Here is a 20,946-nt window from a genome sequence, read left to right on the forward strand (position 1 = left end):
CTCCCTAGCCTCATCTACTCGACATCAGGTTCTTGTGAAACATCTTCGCCACCAAAGAATGCTTTGGAGAGTTCCGTGATTGTTCCGTCTTCAAGCATTTCAGCCAGGACGCGATTTACATTTTCGACAAGCTCCGTATTCTCTTCATTCATAACCAATCCAACTGAAGAAGGATTGAATTTGATATCCGGATGGATAGTAATATTCAAATCCGGAAATGCAGAGACGCCAAAGAGCGACAGGTAGTAATCATTTAAGATAACATCTGTACGTCCAATGGAAACATCACGCAGATATACTTCGTTTGATGCATTATCGTAAGTGACCGGTTCTGCTCCCAATTCCCGGGCAATATCCATATAGATGGAAGTAGCCGCTCCAGCTGCTTTCTTTCCTTCCACATCTTCCAAGGTTTCAATGCCGGATAAATCATCCTCACGAACAACAGCGACGCCGTAAGAATATTTTATTGGAGTTGAAAAAGCGAACTCTTCCTGTCGTTCCTCTGTAATTTCGATGTCATTAGCTGCCATGTCAAGTTGGCCCGTATTAACACTCGTCAGCATTTCATCAAAACCAAGCTCTGTGAATTCAGCTTCTAATCCGAGCCGGTCAGCAACTTCACGTGCGACTTCAACTTCAAAGCCTGTTAGTTCATCTGTTTCTTCATCATGGAATGAAGTGGCAAGAAGAGTACCGGATGTTCCAATTTCCAATACGCCTTCCTCCTGGATTTCATCCCAAGCGGATGTGGTTTCTTCTGCAGCTTCCTCGGTATCACTGCAACCGGTTAAAAGCGAAAAGGATAAGACCCCTGTCAGCAGGGCCCAGCCTTGTTTTTTATCTAAAGCCATCATTATAAAACCCCCTATAACTTCTTTAGTACTTTAACAAGATAGCACTTCATAGCAGGCAGGGCAACAGCTTGCGCTTTACCTGTATTTTTACGAAAAATTCTATTAATTTAATATTGACCACATTGGTCAGGGAGCGTATATTGGAATTGACCAGGCTGGTCAAAAGGAGATGGGTAAAATTCTTGATAAATTTGAGAGTCTGGAACCGGATAAGCAACAACGAATATTGGCAGCGGCACTTGCGGAATTTGCAGAGAATGGATTTGCGCAGGCATCGACCAATCGGATTGTAAAAGCCGCGGAAGTTGGAAAGGGTATTCTCTTCTACTACTTCCAGAGCAAAAAAGGACTGTATGAGTACTTGGTGAACTACAGTCTGGATGTCATGCTCGAGCATTATTTAAAGCGGATTGATGAAACAGAACCTGACTTTATTGAACGGCTCAGGCAGGCGGCTCAGGCAAAAATGGAGACATACATTAAATATCGGCATGTATTCAGCTTTATGGCAACTGTCATGCTGCAGAAGGATTCAGCATTGCCGGCTCATCTTGAAACCCGGCTTGGGGAAATGACCGCGCTGGCATACGAGAAACTCTATAGCGGAATCGACCGGAACCGTTTCCGTGCCGGCATCGATGTTGAGAAAGCGTTTCAGCTGATCCGCTGGTCGATCGAGGGTTATCAAAATGATTTAACAAAGCAGCTGGAAGGAAAAAAACTGTCTGAGATTGATTTGAACCCGTACTGGGAAGAGTTCTATGGCTACCTGGATGTCCTGAAAGAAAGCTTTTATGAAAAAGGGGATAGAACGTAATGGAAGTTCTCCAGACACAAAACCTGACTAAAAAGTTCGGCAGTGTTACCGCATTGAACAACGTGAGCATTCAGATGAATGAAGGGGAAGTGTACGGATTTATCGGTCCAAACGGTGCAGGGAAATCGACGACCATCCGGATTCTGCTGGGCATGCTGAGAGCGACGGATGGAAACGCAAAAATTTTCGGCAAGGATGTCTGGAAAGACGCGGTGAATATTCATAAACGGATCGCTTATGTGCCGGGCGATGTGAATCTGTGGCCGAATCTGACGGGTGGAGAAGTCATTGACTTATTTCTGAAACTGCGTGGAGCGAGCGGTGCCGGTCGACAGGAAGAACTGATTCAGCGGTTTAACCTGGATCCGACGAAGAAATGCGGAACGTATTCAAAAGGGAACCGGCAAAAGATTGCACTGATCGCCGCTTTCTCATCCGATGCGGATTTGTTCATCCTGGATGAACCGACTTCCGGCTTGGATCCGCTCATGGAACGGATTTTCCAGGAGTATATAGTAGAAGCAAGGGACAGAGGCAAGAGTGTGCTGCTCTCCAGTCACATTCTATCTGAAGTCGAGAAATTATGTGACCGGATCGGCATCATCCGGCAAGGTGAAATCATCGAAACCGGTTCACTGAAAGAATTACGTCACTTGACCAGAACCAATTTGCTCATTGAGACGAAGAAAGCCATCCCTTCCTTGGGGAGTATCAAGGGAATCCATGCTTTGAAGCGGAACGGCCAATCGGTATCCTTCCAGGTGGATATGGAAGAACTGGATGAAGTGCTGCTATACGTGAGCCGATACGGGATTACGAAACTGGAGAGTGCACCTCCGACGCTTGAAGACTTGTTCATGCGGCATTATGACAACACGGGAGAACCGGTGCGGGTTGGAGGTGGCTTCTGATGAACCAGTTAACAGCGGGAACAGGCAGACTTACAGGCATGGCGCTCCGCCGGGTCCGGCTGCCGGTCTGGCTTATCGCCATCGCTGGTTTTACGTGGATGATTGTGTGGGCATTGACGGGACTCTATGGAGATGATGCGGAGCGGCAGGCAATAGCGGCGACGATGCATAACCCGGCCATGGTTGCGATGGTCGGACCGGGATATGGACTTGATAATTACACGCTTGGCGCATTAGTGGCCCATCAGCTTTTGTTATTTACCGCCATCGCTGTCGGTATTATGGCGATTCTGCTGACAGCAAGCCACACGCGGGCCGAAGAAGAGGATGGCCGTACTGAGCTGGTCCGTGCACTTCCCGTGGGTCGGCTGTCGAGTCTGGCAGCAACTGCAATAGTGCTGACAGCAGCCAATGTCCTTCTGGCCCTGCTGGTGGGGCTGAGTCTGTATGCGCTGGGAATTGTAAGCATCGATTTAGAAGGTTCATTGCTCTATGGTGCAGCTTTAGGTGTGACCGGACTTTTTTTTACCGCGCTCACTGCACTGTTCGCTCAGCTGGCCGAAAGTGCGCGCGGCACAGTCGGGCTGTCTCTTACTGTTCTGATTTTTGCATACCTGATTCGGGCAGTTGGTGACGTGAGCAACGAGACCTTGTCATACCTGTCGCCATTCGGTTGGGTGTTGCGGACGGAAGTATATGTGAACAATTACTGGTTGCCGGTTTTCATTGTAACGCTAGCAGCAGCGGCCCTGTTTTTACTGGCATTCTTTCTGGATGGCATCCGGGACTTAGAAGCCGGTTTTCTGCCATCGCGCAGAGGTAAAAAGAAAGCTTCCCTCTTTCTGCAGGGACCGTTCGGCTTAGCTGTCCGGCTGCAGCGCACGGCGCTCATCGCCTGGGCGGTCGGCATGTTCATTCTGGGGCTCTCCTATGGTTCCGTGCTTGGTGATCTGGAATCATATTTTGCGAACAATGAAATGCTGGAAACGCTCCTGCCACCGGACAGCGATTTTTCGCTTGCAGAGCAGTTCGTATCACTCCTGCTGGTCGTGATGGCAATGATCTGCACGACGCCTGTCCTGCTGGTGTTTCTAAAGTTAAAGGGAGAAGAAAAAAAGGGGCGGGTCAGTCATGTGTTCAGCCGGGCAGTTTCCCGTGGCCGGCAACTCGGCAGCTATTTGGGGTTGGCAGTTGCAGTCAGTGTTCTTGTTCAGCTGTTAACCGTGTTTGGTCTGTGGCTGGCCGGAAAAGCGGTACTCACCGGAACTTTCGAATTGGGATCTCTAGTGGAAGCGGCAGTGGTTTATTTGCCTGCCATGTGGGTGATGACAGCCGTGGGTGCATTGCTGTTAGGCATTGCACCAAAATGGACAGGGCTGGCTTACCTGTACTTGGCGTATTCGTTTTTTGTTGTTTACCTCGGTGATTTGCTGCAGCTGCCGGACTGGCTCGCCGGTCTCTCGCCGTTCGACTATGTATCCCGGCTGCCGATCGAGGAATTGGATATCACGAATTCATTTTTTCTGCTGCTGATAGCAACGGTCTTAACGGGTATTGGTTTTTACGGCTATAGCCGACGGGACCTTATGGAATGAAAATAACGCGGACGGATAACAAACGTTATCTGTCCGTGCTTTTTGTCTGCTGGCAGATTTCCGGTTTGTCCGGTAATCTGTTTAATGAAGAGAAAAGAACGGAGAGGGGTGAGCAGATGGCTGAATTCTTACAGCCGGCTGTCGATTTTCGGGATGTCCATTACTCGATTGGGGATACCCCCATCCTAAAAGGTGTTACGGGTTCATTTCCGGATGGGAAAATTACGACAGTGGTCGGGCCTTCGGGAGCGGGAAAATCCACGTTGCTGAAACTTTGCAATGGATTGATTTCACCAGACCGGGGAACAATTTTCATCCAGGAGACACCGATCGACCGGATCAGCCCAATCCGTTTACGCCAGATTGTCGGTATTGCCCTGCAGGATGCACCAATGATAGAAGGAACAGTGGCGGATAATCTTGCTGTACCCCGAAAACTCAAAGGAGAAGACCTGACAGCGGAAGAAGCAGAAACGGCACTTGCGGATGTTGGTCTTCTCCGCGACTTTCTGAATCGGAACAGTCAGGAACTGTCGGGCGGACAGCGGCAGAAAGTATCGATTGCCCGCACGTTGGTCAATCGTCCGGATATCCTGCTGCTGGATGAGATTACTTCCTCATTGGACCGGACCTCCCAGCGGGAAATCGAAGAATTGATCCGGGCCATCAACCGGAAATTTGGTGTGACGATCATCTGGATTACGCATAATCTGGATCAAGCGCTGCGAATTGGTGATTATACATGGGTCATGATGGATGGCGAAGTGGCGGAAAGCGGTGAACATGTACTGGAGTATCCGGCGGCACAGCGCGTACAGCAATTTTTGAAAGGGGGCAGAGCATGACATACGGAACACTTGCCCTCACCTTAATTTTTGTTCTGATTCCCATCGTTTTATCTAAAACGCTGAATCTCGGACTCGAGCGGGATGCAATCATTGCGACAGTCCGGTCCATCGTTCAGCTGCTGGCTGTCGGATACTTGCTGGAATTCGTTTTTGAGGCAGAAAACCCGATCTTTATTTTACTGATGATCACCTTAATGATTGCGGCAGCGACGCATAATGTCCAGCGTAAAGGAATGGTGATTCCGGGCATCACGGCCAAGGTGGCGTTGACTTTCATCGTCGTGGAAGTGTTGACGCAGGGGATTTTGCTCGGCTTTGATATTATTCCGGCCACTCCACAATACATCATTCCGATCAGCGGTATGGTGATCGGTAACTCGATGGTGCTGGCGATCCTGTTCCTCAACCGGTTTTCTTCGGAAGTCGAGGGCCGCCGGGACGAGATTGAATTGTTGTTGTCGCTGGGCGGCACGCCTCGTCAGGCGATTCACAGACGGCTGCTGCAAGCCATTAAAGCAAGCATGATTCCAACGCTGGAAAGTCAGAAAACGATGGGGCTCGTCCAGCTGCCGGGTATGATGAGTGGGCAGATCATTGCGGGCGCTGATCCGATTGAAGCCGTCCAGTTTCAGTTGCTGATCATTTTCCTGATCATGACGAATGCGGCAGTGACGAGTGCGATGCTCGGGTTTCTGTCTTATCCGGCGCTATTCAATTCGCGCATGCAGCTGACCAAAGAGCAGAGCAAATAGCCCGAATCGGCTGCAGGTTTTATCTGCGGCTGATTTTTTTATTTCCCTTACAGGAATTGGTCGGATGCAGTACGAATAATAGAGAAGTGAACGTGATTTTATAGTGAGAGGGATAATGAACGATGGATGGAATCAGGGATGTCTTATGGGCATTTCAGATGGGGGTTCTGCTGCTCGCCCCCCTTTTGCTGCCGTTGCTGTTCAAAAAGTGGGTGTGGGCACGAACAGTTGCCGCCGGCTATGCGTTATACGGGCTGTGGGGTGTGTATTTACATTTCACTGCGGATATCACCACGTATGGCACCGGATACGGGTTATTCATTGTGCCGTATCTGATTCTTATGACGATTGTGGGAGCTTTAGTGGAAAGAAAGCATCAGATGCAGAAGCGATAAGTGATCACATGCAATTGCAGAAGGAGCGGGGAAATGAAAAAATTATTCTTTTTCGGCTACCTCATCAGTGCCGGACTGACGGTTCTGCTTTTCTATTCCATCAACGGGTTGACCGAACCGCTTGGATCAGCCGATGGGACATGGGGCGGCGGAAACGGCAATCCAGGGATATTCCCGCTTGTCTTTCTTTGGCCGTTTCTGTGTCTGTTCCTGTATGGGACGACAGCCTACAGTATGCGCCTCATGAAAAGAGCATGGCCGGCAGCAAAGATCAGGGTAAGTGCAGCCGTGTTTGCGCTGCTGGCAATCGGAATTGCCGTCTATCAAGTGGCGGCTGCCCAAGCGGTGCGGAAAGAACTGATCCGGCTTCATCCGTCTTTTAACGAAGATCATCTCCCTTCATTGCTGAACACGTATACGAATTCAATCTTTTTTAATCTGCTGACGTTTATCATGATCGTGCTGTTCTGTCTGCTGGCCGGTTGCTTATGGGCACTTGTAAGGATGCAGGAACCCGGAGGCCGGCAGATCAGTCCGCGTTATAAGCGGCAATGAAAGGAAATGGCTGCCCGCGTGTATACCGCAAATATGGTCATGGCGTATTTTCAAGTATCACTTTTAGTTTTAGGACCGCTTTTAGTACCGGTGTTTCTTAAAAAATGGCTGTGGTTCGGCATCGTCGGAATGGGCTATCTGTTCTATGCAGGAATCGGGCTGCTGCTGTTTATGTATGAAGACGTCGAGAGTTTCGGAACATTGTATGGAATTGCCATTCCGCTGTTCATCGGGTTCATAAGCATCGTAGGTCTGATCAGTCAGCTGATTGCGGACCGCCTGAAGAGACAGGCATAATAGGGGGGATTAATCTATCTTTTCCGGGTTATTGCCCCCCTGTCCATAGGGGTGTTTTATCAGTTCCCTCAGACCGATTCGGGAAGATGCGAGCTGTCTGGAACTGCGGAGAGCGGGGACGGGAAGGATGCGATATGGCTGTAAGCCGCCAGTGTGCCCTGCTGGACGAGCCGAAGACCGGGCGCACCGGCCAATTCTTCAGGTTTCAGAAGGCAGGAAGGCTTTGCTGTCGGGGAGAGCCCGCCTGCCTTCAGCACTTTCGCTACGAATTGCACACAAAAGAACCGGTTTTGCCGGTGGAACTGTTTTTGAAATAGAACACCGAATAAACCGAGGAAATTATAGCCGTATAAATGCTGGGCTGATTCAATTGCCTGAATCAGCTGCCGCATTTTCCGGGACTGCTCATTGGAAACAGGACAGCTGTAGATTTCGCATTCCGCCTGCTGAAAGAATGGATCAGTGAAATCCTCTTTGACAAATCCGCCGATGAATGGATTCGCCGGGCGTTTTCGCCCAAAGCTGTAGACTTCCTGCAATCCGGCGTCAAAAGCGAGAGACGTATGGCGGTAGGGGTAATCGATAAACCGCTGAATGCTCCGGGACAGCAATATGTTGGTGTTTAAAAATACAATAAAGATGTCCATTTGTGCCGCCTCCTTTTCTTTTTGCTATCTGACACTTTAAAGGTACATTGGATTTCAAATAAGGGATTCAGGCACAGGACCAGTTTTACCCTCAGACTTTTGGCGTAGCCTGCGAAACTTACCGGCGGGTCTGTACGTATGAATAAGGGCAGGCAAGGAACCAAATCAGGATATTGAAAGGGGACGAACAAGATGGGCAAATATACAATCGAAGAATTTGTAAAGCAGACAAAGCAGGATGAGCGGGAAAATGAGTTTTTTGAACTTGAAACACCACGGGTGCTTGAAGTGAATCTGACTGATCAGGTATGGGCAAAGACAGGATCGATGATTTCCTATACCGGACAGATTAAATTCGAACGGGAACGGCTGCTGGATCACGGCGTGGGTCAGATGTTCAAAAAAGCGCTCACCGGTGAAGGGGCATCGCTCATGAAAGCACGTGGGCAGGGCCGCCTCTATTTAGCGGACCAAGGAAAGAAAATCACGATTTTCGAATTGAATGGTGAATCCATTACCGTCAATGGGAACGATTTACTGGCATTCGAGCCAGGCATTGAATGGGATATCCGGCTGATGAAACGGGTTGCGGGCATGATGGCGGGCGGTCTGTTCAACGTGAAACTGAGCGGAACAGGGCGCGTGGCGATCACAAGTCATTACGAACCGCTGACACTCCTGGTGAAACCCGGCGAACCGGTCATCACAGATCCGAATGCAACCGTAGCCTGGTCAGAGAACCTGACACCGGATTTCCGGACAGATGTCAGCTTCCGGACATTCATCGGACGGGGAAGCGGCGAATCGATTCAGATGGAATTTAAAGGGGAGGGTTTTGTTATCGTGCAGCCATTCGAAGAAGTGGTGATGACCGGAAACAGCAGTTCCTAATACACACTTTCCTGTTGACCTTGACGCTGCATAAAGGGGTACAGTTTGCGTGACAGGAGGTGACAGGGATGGAATACACCATTCAAAAGCTCAGCAGTATCGCGGGAATCAGCACCCGGACACTCTGCTATTATGATGCAATCAGACTTTTGAAGCCGGCCAGGAAAAATTCGCCAGGTTACCGGATCTATGGCCTGGCCGAAGTGGACAGCCTTCAACAGATTCTCTTTTACCGGGAGTTAGGGATGGATCTGGAGACCATCGGCCGCTTGGCCCGTTTTTGACCGGCTCACAGCATTGAAAACCCATCATCTATCCGCCACTATACAAAGCAGTAAAAAACAAGGCTGATCCCATAAAAGGGATCAGCCTTGTTTCTATTGTTTATTGATCGCTTCAAGCGCCTGCCGGACGGTTGAAAAGCTCCGCCGGCTGGACATGCTGATGCCTTCATTGACCATTGCCTGTGCAATTTCAGGGCGGATGCCGCTGGTGACGACGCGGATTCCGAGCAAACCGAGTACGCGATAAATGTTGGTTAAATGCCGGGCGACCAGTTCATCGATGACCAGTATGCCGGAAAAATCGGCAATCAGGCATTCGATATGCAAGTCAGCAATCTTCGGCACAACATTCCGGAATAAATGTTCTACCCGGTCTTCATCGATCAGTCCGATCAACGGAATGACAGCAACGCCTTCCTGAATGGCAACGACAGGCGCGGACAATTCCATGATCCGGCTCTGGGAATTTCGGATGATGCGTTCGGACAGCCGTTCATAAGCCAAAATCGTTTCATTAATACTGATATCAAACATGTAATTCAGACGCCTGTTTACGAGAATAATGGCTTCCCGGGATAGCCCGAACTTGATTGCCAGTTCGTTCAATTCGTCAATGAATGCAAGGCGGGTATCAGGATAGCGGTCAATGACCACGGAAATCGGCTCTTGCTGGGCTGCCTGTGCTTCGCCGTTCCGTTTGCTCCATTCCAGCAATTCATCATGAATGCTTTCCTCCCCGCTTATGAGAGACGTCCCTAAAAAGCGGAGGAAGTCAGCGAATACTTCTTTTCCCTGCTGAACTTCTTCCTGTGAGACTTGGGCTTTGAACTTTAGCACAATGTCATTCACCATGTTTTCTGCTAATACGTTCGCTTTCTTATGTAAATAATCGGCGACTGCAGGAATGGACTCCATAATACTTCACGCTCCAGTTTCGAATAATTACAGTTGTTTTTATAAATACATTTGCATGCCTGGCGCATCGGCAGGGCGTGCTTCAAATCCATATTTGTGGTAAAACGCCATTTTTCCTTTTGCACAGGTGAGCTGAATCCATTTTATGCCATCCAGCCGGCACTGGTCCACGAGAGAGCCGAGAATGGATTTGCCAATGCCCTGTTGCTGATAATCCGGGTGCACAATCATATCACCGATGAAGGTTTGATAGATGCCATCGGAAATCACCCGGCCGAATCCGACCAATTGTTCCCCGTCATAGGCGCATGTCATAAAATAGCTATTGGAAATAGCGGTATGTAATTGTTCCTGTGAAAATCCGTATTTACTATTCCAGCCGGTTGTTTCATATAATTTGTAAAACGCTTCTTTACGAGGAAGATCGTGCTGATACGACAAGTGCATTATCGATTCTCCTTCCCTTTTCATTAGTAAGTATACCTGCTGCAGGCAAAATCGCCAATTCTTCCTATGCGTTTTCAACGAAATGAAAAAGGGGATGGTACTGGTAATAAGTGCCGGTCATTGCCGGCTCTCAGGAGGTGGCTGATGAAGAAACTGAAAGTGGGGATCGCGGGTCCTGGCGGTATCGCCAAAAATGCACATATACCGGGATACCAGCAGCACAGAGAGGCGGAAGTAACAGCTGTATTCAGCCGTTCTGTCGAGCGGGCTGCCGCAGCAGCCCGGAAATTCAGCATCCCACAGGCTTATAATGATTACAGCGATATGTTGAATCGGGCGGAACTTGATGCTGTCAGTATATGCGTACCGAATAAATTCCATGCAGAAATGACAATTCAAGCCTTGGAAGCAGGCTGTCATGTGTTTTGTGAAAAACCGCCGGCCATGTCGGCGGATGAAGTGCGCAAAATGCAGCAGGTTGCAGAACGAACAGGAAAAGTACTGACGTTCAATCTGCATAACCGGCACAGTCGGGAAGTTCAGGCTATTCGTTCATGTGGCGCGGCCGGTGAGCTCGGACATATCTATGCTGCTCGTGTTCATGCGTTGAGGCGGCGGGGAATCCCCGGCTGGGGCGTCTTTACCGATAAGGAGTTGCAGGGAGGCGGACCGCTGATCGATATCGGCGTACATATGCTGGACACTGCGCTCTATTTGATGGATTATCCGGAGCCTGATACAGTACTGGCCGTCTCGCATCAGCAAATCGGCCCCCGGACCGACGCCGGATTGATGGGACAATGGAATCCGGCGACTTTTTCTGTGGAAGATGCGCTGATGGGACTGATCCGGTTCAAGGACGGTCAGTCGCTCGTGATTGAAACTTCTTTCGCGCTCAATATGGAACAGGCAGAACAGACGCAAGTGGAATTATTCGGTGACCGGGGAGGAGCGGCGGTGTTCCCCCCGCGGCTGTTCCAGGATAAAGCCGGTCAGCCTTCAAATACGGAATTTCCGTTTCTGAAAAATGGCAATATGTCCGAGCGATCGGTTGCTGATTTTGTAGAAAGCTGTTTTGGCAGAAAGGAGCCGCTCGTTAAAGTGGAGGAAGCTGTCCGGCTGCAGCAGTTGATTGATGCGCTTTATCAATCAGCAGACTGTGGAAAGGCGATCAGTATTTGACGGAAGGCCGGAAAAATGAAGAAGAGGAGAGATGAATCTATGAATAATATTCATTTAATCCCGTACCGGGTGGAGGCGGTTACGGAAGAAATCGTCCGGATACCTGAGGGCGTGAAAATGATTCAGGCTCCTGAGGCATGGGATGAAGCAGATATGGGAGCAGGGAATGTAATCGCTATATTGGATACAGGCTGTCAGCGGGATCATCCTGATTTGGCAGACCGGATCATCGGCGGCCGGAACTTTACTGCTGATTTTGATGAGGATGAAACGAATTTTGAGGACAATAACGGTCACGGAACCCATGTTGCAGGCACAGCGGCTGCTTCTTATCTGGAAAGCGGAATTGCAGGTGTTGCTCCGCGAGCCAGCCTGCTGATTGTCAAAGTGCTGAACGGAGAAGGCAGCGGCGACTATGCCGGCATCATTGGCGGTATCCATTATGCCATTGACTGGGAGGGGCCAAACGGCGAGAAGACGAGTGTCATCTCCATGTCACTTGGTGGCCCGGAAGATGTGCCGGAACTTTATGCAGCTGTAAAACGGGCAGTCGATGCCGGGATTCCGGTGGTCTGTGCTGCAGGCAATGAAGGGGATGCCAGTCCTGCGACCGATGAATTCGCCTATCCAGGTGCTTACAATGAAGTGATTCAAGTGGGTGCGGTCGATTATAAACGCAGTATTGCTGAATTCAGCAATACGAACGATGCCATCGATCTTGTAGCACCTGGTGTCAAAATTTACTCCACTTACCCGGGTAGCCAATATGCCAGCCTATCTGGGACATCCATGGCGACTCCGCATATTTCGGGCGCACTTGCGCTGATTAAAAATATTGCAGAGTATGAATTTGGCCGACAGCTTTCAGAAGATGAGCTGTATGCGCAGCTTGTGCGCCGTACAGTGCCGCTTGGCTATCCGAAGTCAGCGGAAGGAAACGGACTGTTGGCGCTCGATATCCTCCGTAAATTCGAGCAATTATTCAAGTTGTTTAATTCATCATTCGGACCCGACACGGAAAGGGCGGGACGATAAGCCACATGACAATCGGCCCGAAAAATAACATTGATATTGCTGAAATTGGCATCGAAAAGTATTTAAAGAGCAAAGGATGCGAGTTGGAACAGATTGCAGTCGGAAAATCAATGGCAGCCCTGCGTGATTGATCTATTCTATAAGAGGAGTGATTGTATGTATCCGAATCTTGAAGGGAAAACCGCAATTGTGACAGGCTCATCAAAAGGAATCGGAAAAGGTATTGCCGAGCGCTTCGGCAACGAGAAGATGAATGTTGTTGTCGATTATCTGACAGATCCTGATGGAGCAAGCGATACGGCAGAAACGATCAGACAAAACGGCGGGCAGGCAGTGACAGTCCAGGCGGATGTCTCGAAAGAGGCGGATATCCGGAAACTGATCGATACGGCAGTCAGTGAATTTGGTTCACTCGATGTTCTTGTCAATAACGCTGGCTTCAGTGAAAGTGAACCATCCAAAGAACTGGACCTGGAAACATGGCAGCGGGTGCTGGATGTCAATTTGACCGGTGCATTTATCGCAAGCCGGGAAGCGCTGAAATACATGACGGAGCACGAGGTGAAAGGATCGATCATCAATATATCAAGTGTTCACCAAGTGATGCCGATGATTGAGAATGTCCATTACGGCGTGACGAAAGCAGGCATCAAAATGCTGACGGAAACACTTGCTATTGAGTATGCGGCACAAGGAATCCGGGTCAATGCTATTGCGCCGGGTGCCATCAATACACCCGGAAATCCGATTTTTGAAAAAAGTGAAGAACAGCAGCAAAAAATGCTTGATAAAATCCCCATGCGGGAGATCGGCCGGCCGGAACAAATGGCAGCGGTCGCAGCTTGGCTCGCTTCCTCAGAAGCGGATTATGTGACCGGTGCCACCTTATTCGCTGATGGCGGCATGACGCTGTATCCATCCCAATTAAAATGATGACTGAAGCGTTTCAGCTTAAAAGCTGAACGCTTTTTTAATTTTTCGGAGGATACGAACGATCATGCGGAAAAATGACAAAGCATGATACTCAGTAATGCGGTATAATCGAACCGAATATTTAGTTTTCAGAAAGGTCGGGTAATTCACTCCTGGCATGTATAACTGCATCTCCGCTCATTGCAGGTCCGGTTTATCCGATTATGTTTGCCGGCGGAATGACGGTCATCGGAATGCTGATGGATAGCTTAGAACAACGTTATGGATAGAAAGGAGGTTGTGCAATGTTCATTCAGCAGCCATTTGATGAGTTTCTGGGGTTTCAGTATGAACGGACCGAAACGGGGGAGGTGACGGTGACGCTTCCAGTAAAACCGCTGCACGTCAACAGTGCGGGGGTCGTGCATGGCGGTATCATTTCAACACTTGCAGATGTGGCGTTAAGCAATACGATGAAGCCGGACATGAACGGGAAGCAGACGTCCGTCACGCTCGATTTGAATGTCACTTTTTTAAAAGGGGCAAAAAGTGATCAGTTGATTGCCTATGCTGAAATTATTAAAGCCGGAAAAACGCTGACACACGCGGAATGCCGGATTACAGACGCGGCCGGTGTACTCGTAGCAAAAGCGAAAGGAATCTTTTTCAATACATAATGATCGAAGGGGAAACATAGCCAATGACGACAATACCAACAATTCCGAAAGAACTGGAGACAGAGCGACTTGTTCTTCGCATGCCGAAACCGGGTGACGGAGCCGTGGTAAATGCGGCGATCCGGGCATCGATCAATGAATTAAAATCATGGATGCCGTTTGCGCAAACAGTCCCGACCGTGGAAGAAACAGAAATCAATACGGTTGAAGCGCATCTGAATTTCCTGAAGAAAACTGTTCTCCGTTATCTGATTTTTGATAAAGAAACCGGCCAGTTCATCGGCTCTACCGGGTTCCATAATATCGATTGGGAAGTGCCGAAACTCGAAATCGGCTATTGGTTGGATACGCGTGCAAGTGGTCGGGGATATGTAACAGAAGCAGTGCAGCGGCTGACGCAATTGGCGCTTGACGGGTTTTGCTGTAAACGTGTGGAAATCCAGTGCGAAGTGGAGAACACTGCAAGCCGGAAAGTAGCGGAGAAAGCCGGTTTTCAGCTGGAGGGCATATTGCGGAACGATGAATTATCAGCGGATGGAGAACGAATTACAGATACATGCATCTATGCGGTCGTTGCAGACAGGAACTCATACTAGAGTTCCTGTTTTTACGTTGCTGCAAACCTGATAATATCTTGTCCTACGTTTGCTTGTGGCATTTTTAGGGAAAATCAGAAAAATAACAAAAATCGAAGGAGCTGAGCCGGATGACGCAAATGATCCCAAAATACAAGATGAGAGGCAGCACAACGGAAATTCTGCAGGAAGGCTATCGCTACATTCCTGATCATATGGAAAAGCTGGGGACCGATATTTTCCAGACACGGATCCTGGGTCAGAAATCGATTGTCATTACCGGGCCGGAAGCGACGGAACTTTTTTATAATGAACGCTATTTTGAGCGGAAGACAGCTATACCGCTGCGCATTAGAGACACGATATTCGGCAGGGGCGGCGTGCAGGTACTTGATGATGAAGAACACAGAAACCGGAAAGCAATGTTCATGTCCTTCATGACAATGCCAAGACTGAAGCTGATTTCGGATATTGCATCCGAACAATGGCGCCGGGCAGCACGCGAGTGGGAAAAGCAGGATGAGGTCGTGCTATTTAAAGAAGCGCAGAAAGTGATGCTGCGTACTGCATGCCGCTGGGCTGGCGTGCCGCTGAAAGAAAAAGACACTGAAAAACGGGCAAAACAATTAATCGCGCTGGTCGATTCGATCGGCGGTGTAGGACCGCGCCACTGGAAAGGCAATATGGCGCGTCATGCAACAAACGAATGGATGGAAGAAGTGATTGAACAGGAACGGAGCGGTGCATTGCAGGCGCCGTCAGACAGTCCGCTCCATGTCATTGCACGTCATCAGCAGCTTGATGGCAGCCTGCTGGATAAGCGCGTGGCAGCCGTAGAAATGGTCAATATCATCCGGCCGATTACGGCGATTACCTGGTATGTCACATTTGGTGCAATGGCCATGCATGCCAATCCGGAAACACGGGAACGGCTTGCGACAGGGGAAGCGACATACGCACATATGTTTACGCAGGAAGTGCGCCGTTTTTATCCGTTCGCCCCATTTCTGGGCGCGCGCGTCCGGCGGAGCTTCCTATGGCATGATATCCGGTTTTCAAAAGGAGAGCTGGTATTCCTTGATATCCACGGACTCAACCGTGATCCGCGCATTTGGCAGGATCCGGATCTCTTTATTCCGGAGCGGTTCCGCGAATGGACCGGGACGCCATTCGATTTCATTCCGCAGGGCGGCGGCGATCATTATCTTGGCCATCGCTGTGCGGGGGAATGGGTCACTATTGAAGTTATGCAGAAGAGCATGCAATTTCTCGCAGGTGAAATTGACTATGAGGTGCCACCACAGGATCTTCATATCGATGTAAACCGCATTCCAACGATGCCGGCCAGCGAATTTATCATGTCGGATATCCGGCTCAATCGCTGACGGCTTTGGTATACTTGGAGTAAAAACAGAAAAGTGTGGGGATTGGCATGATAGATTTTTTTAACCGTCCGGAACTGAAGGGGCTGTATGTCGGGAAGCCGAAACGGCTCCGGAATGCTGAAGGGCGGGAGTTGCACTCCGGTATATTCAAGCTGCCGACGGAAGAAGCGACACTGCGGCGGGAAGGCTTCGAAGGTGATGGGGTGGCGAATATGAAGAACCACGGTGGACTTGACAGAGCTGTCTGCATATATGGACTTGAGCATTACCGGCAGTGGAACCGTGAATACCGGACACAGCTCAGCGAAGCGAGTTTCGGAGAAAATTTGCTCGCGGAGAACATGGAAGAAGAAAACGTGCATATCGGAGACGTTTTCCAAGTCGGGGAAGCTGTCATTCAAATTACGATGGGCCGGATTCCCTGCGATACCATTAATAAACGCACCGGAATCCCGACGCTCATGAAGCGGTTCATGGAGACCAGCCATACCGGATTTCTTTGCCGGGTGCTGGAGGAAGGCGTGGTCAGACAAGATTCGGCCATCAAGAAAGTGGAGGAAGACCCACAGCGGATTTCAGTCTTTTATGCAAATTCCATTTACTTTAACAATCCTGAATTCATCGAAGGGATGGAAAATGTGGTTGCCGTCCCTGCACTCGCGGAAGACTGGCGCAGGCGGTTTGAAAAACGCATTGCAAAAGCCCGGCTGGCGGATTGAAGGCAAAAAACACAAGAAAACCGGAAGCGGCCGCTTCCGGTTTTGGTTTAGGTTGACTGCACAGCGGCGACTTGCTTATCGTGCTGTCCGCGCCGGCAAAGCCGAACGAGCAGGTAAACGATCGGTGTATCAACAGCGGCAGCGAACCACTTAAACACATATTGCGTCACGATCATGAGCAACAAGGCACTCAGCGGCATCGTGCCGTAGAAAGCGATCGTGATGAACAGCGTGGTATCGACCAGCTGGCTTACCATGGTTGATGCATTATTCCGGACCCATAACTTTGAATCGCCATGCCGGGCTTTCAGCTTGTGGAAAATGGTGATATCCAAGTTCTGACTGACGAAATACGACACAAGACTGGCGAGTGTTACCCGGAAGCCGGCAGAAAATACGGTTTCAAATGACTCTTGACTGCTGAAAAATGCAGCAGACGGCAGCTGGATAGCTGTGTAAATGAAAATAAGTGCACAAATTTGTGTAACAAATCCGGCAACGACCGTCTGCCGGGCTGCTTCCTTGCCGTATACTTCGGCAATGGTATCCGTAATCGGAAACGTAAAGACATAGACGATAACGGCAGCAGGCAAAACGAGCCATTCATTTAACGCAAACAGTTTGACCGCCAGTATGTTGGCCAGCACCAGAAAACCGACGAACGCGCCATTCAAGTAGAGCAGCATAAGTAATTTCCTCCTCAGCGGTTATCGACTTTTTCCGGATACATGTCATGATTCATCATCCGGTGCGACGCCATTTCTTCGTATTTTGTTCCAGGTTTGCCGTAATTCGTGTATGGATCAATGGACAGGCCGCCACGTGGCGTAAATTTCCCCCATACTTCGATGTAGCGGGGGTCTAACAGTTCAATCAGGTCATTCATGATGATGTTGACGCAGTCTTCGTGAAAATCCCCGTGATTTCGGAAGCTGAACAAGTACAATTTCAGCGACTTGCTTTCTACAAGTTTTTTGTCAGGGATAAATGAAATGTACATCGTCGCGAAATCCGGCTGTCCCGTCATCGGACAAAGTGATGTGAATTCCGGGCAATTGAACTTCACAAAGAAGTCGCGATTCACATGCAGATTGTCGACCGCCTCCAAAATCGATGGATCGTATTCAAATGTGTATTTTGTATGTTGATTGCCGAGCAATGATAAATGCCCGAGTGATTGATCTTGTCTTCCAGCCATTAAAAAAGCCTCCCTGAGTGTCAGCATTCAGGAGAGGCCATAAAAAAATGGAATAAGAAAAGCCGAATCGCATCTGGATTCGGCTGAGTTTCACTAATCCATAGTTTTTTATAGAGGGTGTGCGCTATGAACCTCTCCCGCTGCCGGATTATTTAATTTCCGTTCTTTATAGTATAGACAGAAACGCGGCATGTCAATAGAATGTTTGAATTCCCCTGTAACGGAAATATTAAGAGGAAGGAGTAAGTTAAGGAGGAGTAACCATGACAGATGCACAGCTGAAAGAATTCAAGGAGCGTTTGGAAAACAACTTGAAAGATCTTGAAGAACGGATTCAACATAGAGAAGAATTCAATACGAATGAGCTTTCTCAGTATGATAATCACCCAGGGGATAATGCTACTCAATTATTCGATAAGGAACGCGGCCTGGCGATTACTGAATTTAAACAAGAGGAAATTGACGATACACGTGCAGCACTTCAGGCGATTGAGGATGGGACATACGGAAAATGTGCTGTGTGTGGACGAGAAATTCAATATGACCGCTTGGATATCCTCCCGACCGCGTTAACTTGCATCGATCATGCGGATCAGCAGCCGGATATGAATACACGGCCAGGCGAGGAAGATATTATGGAGCCGATGACAGATCAGCCAGTTGAAAAAGAAGATGATCGGCTTCGTGACTTCAATAACAGTTTTGAAGAAGTGGAAGATTTCGGTTCGTCGGATACACCGCAGGATCAGCCGAATGAAGATCAAGAGAACTTCTATGATGATAATGACACAAATCGCGATCAGTAATGCAGGAACAACAAGCAATTGACAAGGGTGGATAATATGGAATTGGAACAAGAGCTGTATGAATTGGAATGCAGTCATATTCATCCGGATATCCGGATCTCTTCTCAAAAACTGAACGAAGTGTTGGATGAAGCATTCTTTGAATTCGGCAGTTCAGGAAAGGTTTGGAAACGGGCGGATTACGAAGGCGATCATGCCTTGGAACCGGATGACATGGAAATCTCCGAATTTCAAGTGCATGCGTTAGGACCGGATGGCGCATTGACCACCTATCGCCTGTTCAATAAAACCAGCAGCCGTCACTCCCTGCGAAGTTCCATATGGCGCAGACGGGGAAACGGGTGGAAACTGTATTTCCACCAGGGAACCCCTGCGGAGTGAAAAGGTTTTGCCGGACGTGAAAACGGTTATTTATAAGGATAGGATCCTTTGGGAAAAGGAGGGGTAAGATTGAAAAATGCAGTTGTATTATTCGATGGGGATTGCAATTTCTGTGATTCCAGTGTTCAATTCATCATAAATCATGACCCGGTCGGTTATTTTAACTTCGCCTCACTGCAGAGCGAAATCGGGGAAGAGCTGTCAGAGAAATATAATATACCGGATGACGTGGATAGCCTCGTACTGATACAGGATGACCAAGCCTATGTGAAAACAGATGGGGCGCTGCGGATTGCGAATCACCTGACGGGACTGTGGAAGCTTGCTTACTACTTGAAGTCGTTTCCGCGTCCGCTGCGCGATGCCGCATACGATACATTTGCCAGAAACCGGTACAAGATTTTTGGTCAATTGCAGGCTTGTATGCTGCCACCGCCGCATGTGCGAAAGCGATTCCTGGATAAGTAATCGAGAAAAACCGCCTCTTGCAGGCGGTTTTTTATGTTGCATTGAAATCCTGGCGCAGATACAGCTTTATTGATTTTTACTTTATGAAGCGGGAGCTGCCCAACCGGCAGGCTCCCGCTGATTACTCTTATTCAAAATTCGAATACCGCCAGTATTGATTGGCAATTGTACCGGCCATGTATGCGAGCCCTTTGCTTTCAGCCCGGTGCAGCGGCATCCATTCTTCTTGCCCGCTGCGATTTAAGTAGACTTCGTGATTCGGTGCCTGATCATGTACACCCACAATGTCAAAATGTCCATTGCGGTAAAAGGTTGCCGATATATCGTAATCGATGGCAGGGGAAGCGGTGAGCGGATTGCCGACACTGTGTGTAATCGCCACCACCGCTTTCTGATCGTCTTCATCCACTTGCTCGACACCGACTTTTTCGGCTGAACCGACGCCTGCTTTCCGGAATTTCTTCCGCCAATTATAGGCAATGGATGTGCCGACGTCTTTTTTGAAGTTGTCGACCGTTGCTTCTTTGTCCAATCGGATTGTAAACTCAACCAATGTCCGGTAACGTTTACTGTGCGGATCAAATCCGCGGCCATCTCCTTTGAAAAAACGATTGGGGGAAGTCAGATTCGGATTAGCCAGTATTTCTTCCGATAGAAAAGTCTTATACCGGAAATTCCAGATCGGATATTGAATTTCCCCTTTTGGTTTTTCAGGCATATTCAGGAGCGTATCAAGCTTACCGAGCCGCTTGGTCAGCCAAAATGATTCTTCTGATGCTTCCTGCTCGGTGGAATTAGGATTTAACATACCAAACACCGATGCAACCAGCGATTTTTCCGAGCTGAACAACTCTTCTGCTGACCGTTCAAGCGGTCGTTTTGCATGGATCGTATATACATATTCGCTATGCATATCCACCGATGTATCGGTGAACTGACTTTCCTGTACAGCGTCCAGTAGCTCATTATTCCGGAAAATTTCATATGCATTAATTCCTTGGATATCACCCCAAGCAAGTGTCACTTCTCCATCTGCTATGATTGCTGTAAGTACAATTTGCCGGAGCTGGTTTTCTGTCTCTGATCCTCTTTCTTCTGTGCCAGTCTGCATTTTCAGCCGTTCAACCGGTTCTCCAGCCTCGTTAAGCCGCTCAATCGTATAAATATAGAGTTCACCTTTGCGCAGCTGGTCGTCTCTAAAAACTGTTTCTCTGCCTTCATAGAGTACGCGCTCCTCCCGGGTTATCCGGCATACGCTCCCGGTATCCGTCCATGAAAATTCAATGACGCTGTCTGACTGCTCCAATGATTCAACCTTCAACTTTTTCACTGTGAGTACCTCCGCCTTTTTTATTCTAATACCCTTTCCTTACAAGAAAATTCCGTAATATTTGTAA

At 48.8% G+C, this 20,946-nt stretch carries 27 protein-coding genes, 1 pseudogene and 1 riboswitch; of the genes and pseudogenes, 21 read left to right on the forward strand and 7 right to left on the reverse strand.

What is annotated here, in order from left to right; translation table 11 throughout:
- Positions 1 to 14: 14 nt before the first annotated feature.
- A complete protein-coding gene (locus tag B0X71_RS01050; RefSeq protein WP_408634129.1) occupies positions 15 to 854 on the reverse strand; it encodes a transporter substrate-binding domain-containing protein in 840 nt (279 codons plus the stop codon).
- A gap of 172 nt (positions 855 to 1,026) precedes the next feature.
- On the opposite strand from B0X71_RS01050, the gene B0X71_RS01055 reads away from it, so the two are divergent.
- The 8 genes from B0X71_RS01055 (at position 1,027) to B0X71_RS01090 (ending at position 7,027) form a co-directional block, all read left to right on the forward strand.
- Entirely contained in the window at positions 1,027 to 1,674 is a 648-nt protein-coding gene (locus B0X71_RS01055) for a TetR/AcrR family transcriptional regulator (protein ID WP_077587715.1), read from the forward strand.
- A complete protein-coding gene (locus B0X71_RS01060; protein ID WP_077587716.1) occupies positions 1,674 to 2,585 on the forward strand; it encodes an ABC transporter ATP-binding protein in 912 nt (303 codons plus the stop codon). Before B0X71_RS01055 ends, B0X71_RS01060 begins: the two co-directional genes overlap by 1 nt.
- Positions 2,585 to 4,180 (forward strand): ABC transporter permease, encoded by a 1,596-nt coding sequence (locus tag B0X71_RS01065; protein ID WP_077587717.1) that lies wholly within the window; start codon positions 2,585 to 2,587, stop codon positions 4,178 to 4,180. The genes B0X71_RS01060 and B0X71_RS01065 overlap by 1 nt, the downstream gene beginning before the upstream one ends.
- 116 nt (positions 4,181 to 4,296) lie before the next feature.
- Positions 4,297 to 5,025: an ABC transporter ATP-binding protein gene (locus B0X71_RS01070; protein ID WP_077590848.1), complete on the forward strand. Its 729-nt coding sequence runs from the start codon at positions 4,297 to 4,299 to the stop codon at positions 5,023 to 5,025.
- Positions 5,022 to 5,780, forward strand: coding sequence for an ABC transporter permease (locus B0X71_RS01075; RefSeq protein ID WP_077587718.1), 759 nt, complete (start codon positions 5,022 to 5,024; stop codon positions 5,778 to 5,780). Before B0X71_RS01070 ends, B0X71_RS01075 begins: the two co-directional genes overlap by 4 nt.
- Before the next feature lie 122 nt (positions 5,781 to 5,902).
- Positions 5,903 to 6,175, forward strand: a complete 273-nt coding sequence (locus B0X71_RS01080; protein ID WP_077587719.1) for a hypothetical protein — start codon at positions 5,903 to 5,905, stop codon at positions 6,173 to 6,175.
- A 33-nt stretch (positions 6,176 to 6,208) separates the two neighbouring features.
- Positions 6,209 to 6,730 carry a hypothetical protein gene (locus B0X71_RS01085; RefSeq protein WP_077587720.1) on the forward strand — a complete coding sequence of 174 codons (522 nt, stop codon included), beginning with the start codon at positions 6,209 to 6,211 and terminating at the stop codon, positions 6,728 to 6,730.
- A gap of 18 nt (positions 6,731 to 6,748) precedes the next feature.
- Complete coding sequence (locus B0X71_RS01090) at positions 6,749 to 7,027, forward strand: hypothetical protein (protein WP_156889765.1); 279 nt, start codon at positions 6,749 to 6,751, stop codon at positions 7,025 to 7,027.
- Positions 7,028 to 7,095: 68 nt separating this feature from the next.
- Here B0X71_RS01090 and B0X71_RS01095 read toward each other — a convergent pair whose 3' ends face one another.
- On the reverse strand, positions 7,096 to 7,674 hold the full coding sequence (locus B0X71_RS01095) for a hypothetical protein (RefSeq protein ID WP_077587722.1): 579 nt from the start codon (positions 7,672 to 7,674) through the stop codon (positions 7,096 to 7,098).
- Between the two features lie 192 nt (positions 7,675 to 7,866).
- Between B0X71_RS01095 and B0X71_RS01100 the strand changes: the two genes are divergently transcribed.
- The gene (locus B0X71_RS01100) at positions 7,867 to 8,565 is read left to right on the forward strand and encodes an AIM24 family protein (protein WP_077587723.1); all 699 of its coding nucleotides are present in this window, start codon (positions 7,867 to 7,869) and stop codon (positions 8,563 to 8,565) included.
- 68 nt (positions 8,566 to 8,633) lie between these two features.
- Positions 8,634 to 8,828: pseudogene (locus tag B0X71_RS01105) on the forward strand (MerR family transcriptional regulator); the annotation flags it as partial.
- A 114-nt stretch (positions 8,829 to 8,942) separates the two neighbouring features.
- Here the strand turns inward: B0X71_RS01105 and B0X71_RS01110 are convergent.
- Together B0X71_RS01110 and B0X71_RS01115 are read right to left on the reverse strand one after the other, a co-directional pair.
- Positions 8,943 to 9,764 (reverse strand): STAS domain-containing protein, encoded by an 822-nt coding sequence (locus B0X71_RS01110; RefSeq protein ID WP_077587724.1) that lies wholly within the window; start codon positions 9,762 to 9,764, stop codon positions 8,943 to 8,945.
- 39 nt (positions 9,765 to 9,803) lie between these two features.
- A complete protein-coding gene (locus B0X71_RS01115) occupies positions 9,804 to 10,211 on the reverse strand; it encodes a GNAT family N-acetyltransferase (RefSeq protein ID WP_077587725.1) in 408 nt (135 codons plus the stop codon).
- Positions 10,212 to 10,355: 144 nt separating this feature from the next.
- On the opposite strand from B0X71_RS01115, the gene B0X71_RS01120 reads away from it, so the two are divergent.
- From B0X71_RS01120 to B0X71_RS01150, 8 genes are all read left to right on the forward strand, one after another.
- Positions 10,356 to 11,393 carry a Gfo/Idh/MocA family protein gene (locus B0X71_RS01120; RefSeq protein ID WP_077587726.1) on the forward strand — a complete coding sequence of 346 codons (1,038 nt, stop codon included), beginning with the start codon at positions 10,356 to 10,358 and terminating at the stop codon, positions 11,391 to 11,393.
- A gap of 39 nt (positions 11,394 to 11,432) precedes the next feature.
- Positions 11,433 to 12,428, forward strand: coding sequence for a S8 family peptidase (locus B0X71_RS01125; RefSeq protein WP_077587727.1), 996 nt, complete (start codon positions 11,433 to 11,435; stop codon positions 12,426 to 12,428).
- Between the two features lie 5 nt (positions 12,429 to 12,433).
- Entirely contained in the window at positions 12,434 to 12,559 is a 126-nt protein-coding gene (locus B0X71_RS21510; protein ID WP_269750092.1) for a hypothetical protein, read from the forward strand.
- A gap of 25 nt (positions 12,560 to 12,584) precedes the next feature.
- Positions 12,585 to 13,361, forward strand: a complete 777-nt coding sequence (locus tag B0X71_RS01130) for a glucose 1-dehydrogenase (RefSeq protein ID WP_077587728.1) — start codon at positions 12,585 to 12,587, stop codon at positions 13,359 to 13,361.
- 284 nt (positions 13,362 to 13,645) lie between these two features.
- Positions 13,646 to 14,017, forward strand: coding sequence for a PaaI family thioesterase (locus B0X71_RS01135; protein WP_077587729.1), 372 nt, complete (start codon positions 13,646 to 13,648; stop codon positions 14,015 to 14,017).
- A 23-nt stretch (positions 14,018 to 14,040) separates the two neighbouring features.
- Positions 14,041 to 14,613: a GNAT family N-acetyltransferase gene (locus tag B0X71_RS01140; protein ID WP_077587730.1), complete on the forward strand. Its 573-nt coding sequence runs from the start codon at positions 14,041 to 14,043 to the stop codon at positions 14,611 to 14,613.
- 110 nt (positions 14,614 to 14,723) lie between these two features.
- Positions 14,724 to 15,977, forward strand: coding sequence for a CYP152 family fatty-acid peroxygenase CypC (locus B0X71_RS01145; protein WP_232336749.1), 1,254 nt, complete (start codon positions 14,724 to 14,726; stop codon positions 15,975 to 15,977).
- 47 nt (positions 15,978 to 16,024) lie between these two features.
- Entirely contained in the window at positions 16,025 to 16,696 is a 672-nt protein-coding gene (locus B0X71_RS01150) for an MOSC domain-containing protein (protein WP_077587731.1), read from the forward strand.
- A gap of 47 nt (positions 16,697 to 16,743) precedes the next feature.
- Here the strand turns inward: B0X71_RS01150 and B0X71_RS01155 are convergent, their stop codons facing one another.
- Complete coding sequence (locus tag B0X71_RS01155) at positions 16,744 to 17,382, reverse strand: queuosine precursor transporter (protein WP_077587732.1); 639 nt, start codon at positions 17,380 to 17,382, stop codon at positions 16,744 to 16,746.
- Positions 17,383 to 17,396: 14 nt separating this feature from the next.
- Positions 17,397 to 17,894 carry a preQ(1) synthase gene (gene queF, locus B0X71_RS01160; protein WP_077587733.1) on the reverse strand — a complete coding sequence of 166 codons (498 nt, stop codon included), beginning with the start codon at positions 17,892 to 17,894 and terminating at the stop codon, positions 17,397 to 17,399.
- 94 nt (positions 17,895 to 17,988) lie between these two features.
- A riboswitch (PreQ1 riboswitch) is annotated at positions 17,989 to 18,035 on the reverse strand.
- A 122-nt stretch (positions 18,036 to 18,157) separates the two neighbouring features.
- Here queF and B0X71_RS01165 point away from each other — a divergent pair.
- From B0X71_RS01165 to B0X71_RS01175, 3 genes are all read left to right on the forward strand, one after another.
- Complete coding sequence (locus B0X71_RS01165) at positions 18,158 to 18,700, forward strand: TraR/DksA C4-type zinc finger protein (RefSeq protein ID WP_077587734.1); 543 nt, start codon at positions 18,158 to 18,160, stop codon at positions 18,698 to 18,700.
- Between the two features lie 36 nt (positions 18,701 to 18,736).
- On the forward strand, positions 18,737 to 19,081 hold the full coding sequence (locus B0X71_RS01170; protein WP_077587735.1) for a nuclear transport factor 2 family protein: 345 nt from the start codon (positions 18,737 to 18,739) through the stop codon (positions 19,079 to 19,081).
- A gap of 69 nt (positions 19,082 to 19,150) precedes the next feature.
- Complete coding sequence (locus B0X71_RS01175) at positions 19,151 to 19,549, forward strand: thiol-disulfide oxidoreductase DCC family protein (protein WP_077587736.1); 399 nt, start codon at positions 19,151 to 19,153, stop codon at positions 19,547 to 19,549.
- Positions 19,550 to 19,676: 127 nt separating this feature from the next.
- Here B0X71_RS01175 and B0X71_RS01180 read toward each other — a convergent pair whose 3' ends face one another.
- A complete protein-coding gene (locus B0X71_RS01180; RefSeq protein ID WP_077587737.1) occupies positions 19,677 to 20,879 on the reverse strand; it encodes a DUF3238 domain-containing protein in 1,203 nt (400 codons plus the stop codon).
- Between the last annotated feature and the right edge of the window lie 67 nt (positions 20,880 to 20,946).

Origin of the sequence: Planococcus lenghuensis (assembly GCF_001999905.1) — a bacterium.
Taxonomy (GTDB): domain Bacteria; phylum Bacillota; class Bacilli; order Bacillales_A; family Planococcaceae; genus Indiicoccus; species Indiicoccus lenghuensis.

Bases quoted from the DNA above. Each gene is read 5' to 3' on its own strand.
- B0X71_RS01050 (WP_408634129.1), bottom strand. From the start codon at position 854: ATGGCTTTAGATAAAAAACAAGGCTGGGCCCTGCTGACAGGGGTCTTA.
- B0X71_RS01055 (WP_077587715.1), top strand. From the start codon at position 1,027: ATGGGTAAAATTCTTGATAAATTTGAGAGTCTGGAACCGGATAAGCAA.
- B0X71_RS01060 (WP_077587716.1), top strand. From the start codon at position 1,674: ATGGAAGTTCTCCAGACACAAAACCTGACTAAAAAGTTCGGCAGTGTT.
- B0X71_RS01065 (WP_077587717.1), top strand. From the start codon at position 2,585: ATGAACCAGTTAACAGCGGGAACAGGCAGACTTACAGGCATGGCGCTC.
- B0X71_RS01070 (WP_077590848.1), top strand. From the start codon at position 4,297: ATGGCTGAATTCTTACAGCCGGCTGTCGATTTTCGGGATGTCCATTAC.
- B0X71_RS01075 (WP_077587718.1), top strand. From the start codon at position 5,022: ATGACATACGGAACACTTGCCCTCACCTTAATTTTTGTTCTGATTCCC.
- B0X71_RS01080 (WP_077587719.1), top strand. From the start codon at position 5,903: ATGGATGGAATCAGGGATGTCTTATGGGCATTTCAGATGGGGGTTCTG.
- B0X71_RS01085 (WP_077587720.1), top strand. From the start codon at position 6,209: ATGAAAAAATTATTCTTTTTCGGCTACCTCATCAGTGCCGGACTGACG.
- B0X71_RS01095 (WP_077587722.1), bottom strand. From the start codon at position 7,674: ATGGACATCTTTATTGTATTTTTAAACACCAACATATTGCTGTCCCGG.
- B0X71_RS01100 (WP_077587723.1), top strand. From the start codon at position 7,867: ATGGGCAAATATACAATCGAAGAATTTGTAAAGCAGACAAAGCAGGAT.
- B0X71_RS01110 (WP_077587724.1), bottom strand. From the start codon at position 9,764: ATGGAGTCCATTCCTGCAGTCGCCGATTATTTACATAAGAAAGCGAAC.
- B0X71_RS01115 (WP_077587725.1), bottom strand. From the start codon at position 10,211: ATGCACTTGTCGTATCAGCACGATCTTCCTCGTAAAGAAGCGTTTTAC.
- B0X71_RS01120 (WP_077587726.1), top strand. From the start codon at position 10,356: ATGAAGAAACTGAAAGTGGGGATCGCGGGTCCTGGCGGTATCGCCAAA.
- B0X71_RS01125 (WP_077587727.1), top strand. From the start codon at position 11,433: ATGAATAATATTCATTTAATCCCGTACCGGGTGGAGGCGGTTACGGAA.
- B0X71_RS21510 (WP_269750092.1), top strand. From the start codon at position 12,434: ATGACAATCGGCCCGAAAAATAACATTGATATTGCTGAAATTGGCATC.
- B0X71_RS01130 (WP_077587728.1), top strand. From the start codon at position 12,585: ATGTATCCGAATCTTGAAGGGAAAACCGCAATTGTGACAGGCTCATCA.
- B0X71_RS01135 (WP_077587729.1), top strand. From the start codon at position 13,646: ATGTTCATTCAGCAGCCATTTGATGAGTTTCTGGGGTTTCAGTATGAA.
- B0X71_RS01140 (WP_077587730.1), top strand. From the start codon at position 14,041: ATGACGACAATACCAACAATTCCGAAAGAACTGGAGACAGAGCGACTT.
- B0X71_RS01145 (WP_232336749.1), top strand. From the start codon at position 14,724: ATGACGCAAATGATCCCAAAATACAAGATGAGAGGCAGCACAACGGAA.
- B0X71_RS01150 (WP_077587731.1), top strand. From the start codon at position 16,025: ATGATAGATTTTTTTAACCGTCCGGAACTGAAGGGGCTGTATGTCGGG.
- B0X71_RS01155 (WP_077587732.1), bottom strand. From the start codon at position 17,382: ATGCTGCTCTACTTGAATGGCGCGTTCGTCGGTTTTCTGGTGCTGGCC.
- queF (WP_077587733.1), bottom strand. From the start codon at position 17,894: ATGGCTGGAAGACAAGATCAATCACTCGGGCATTTATCATTGCTCGGC.
- B0X71_RS01165 (WP_077587734.1), top strand. From the start codon at position 18,158: ATGACAGATGCACAGCTGAAAGAATTCAAGGAGCGTTTGGAAAACAAC.
- B0X71_RS01170 (WP_077587735.1), top strand. From the start codon at position 18,737: ATGGAATTGGAACAAGAGCTGTATGAATTGGAATGCAGTCATATTCAT.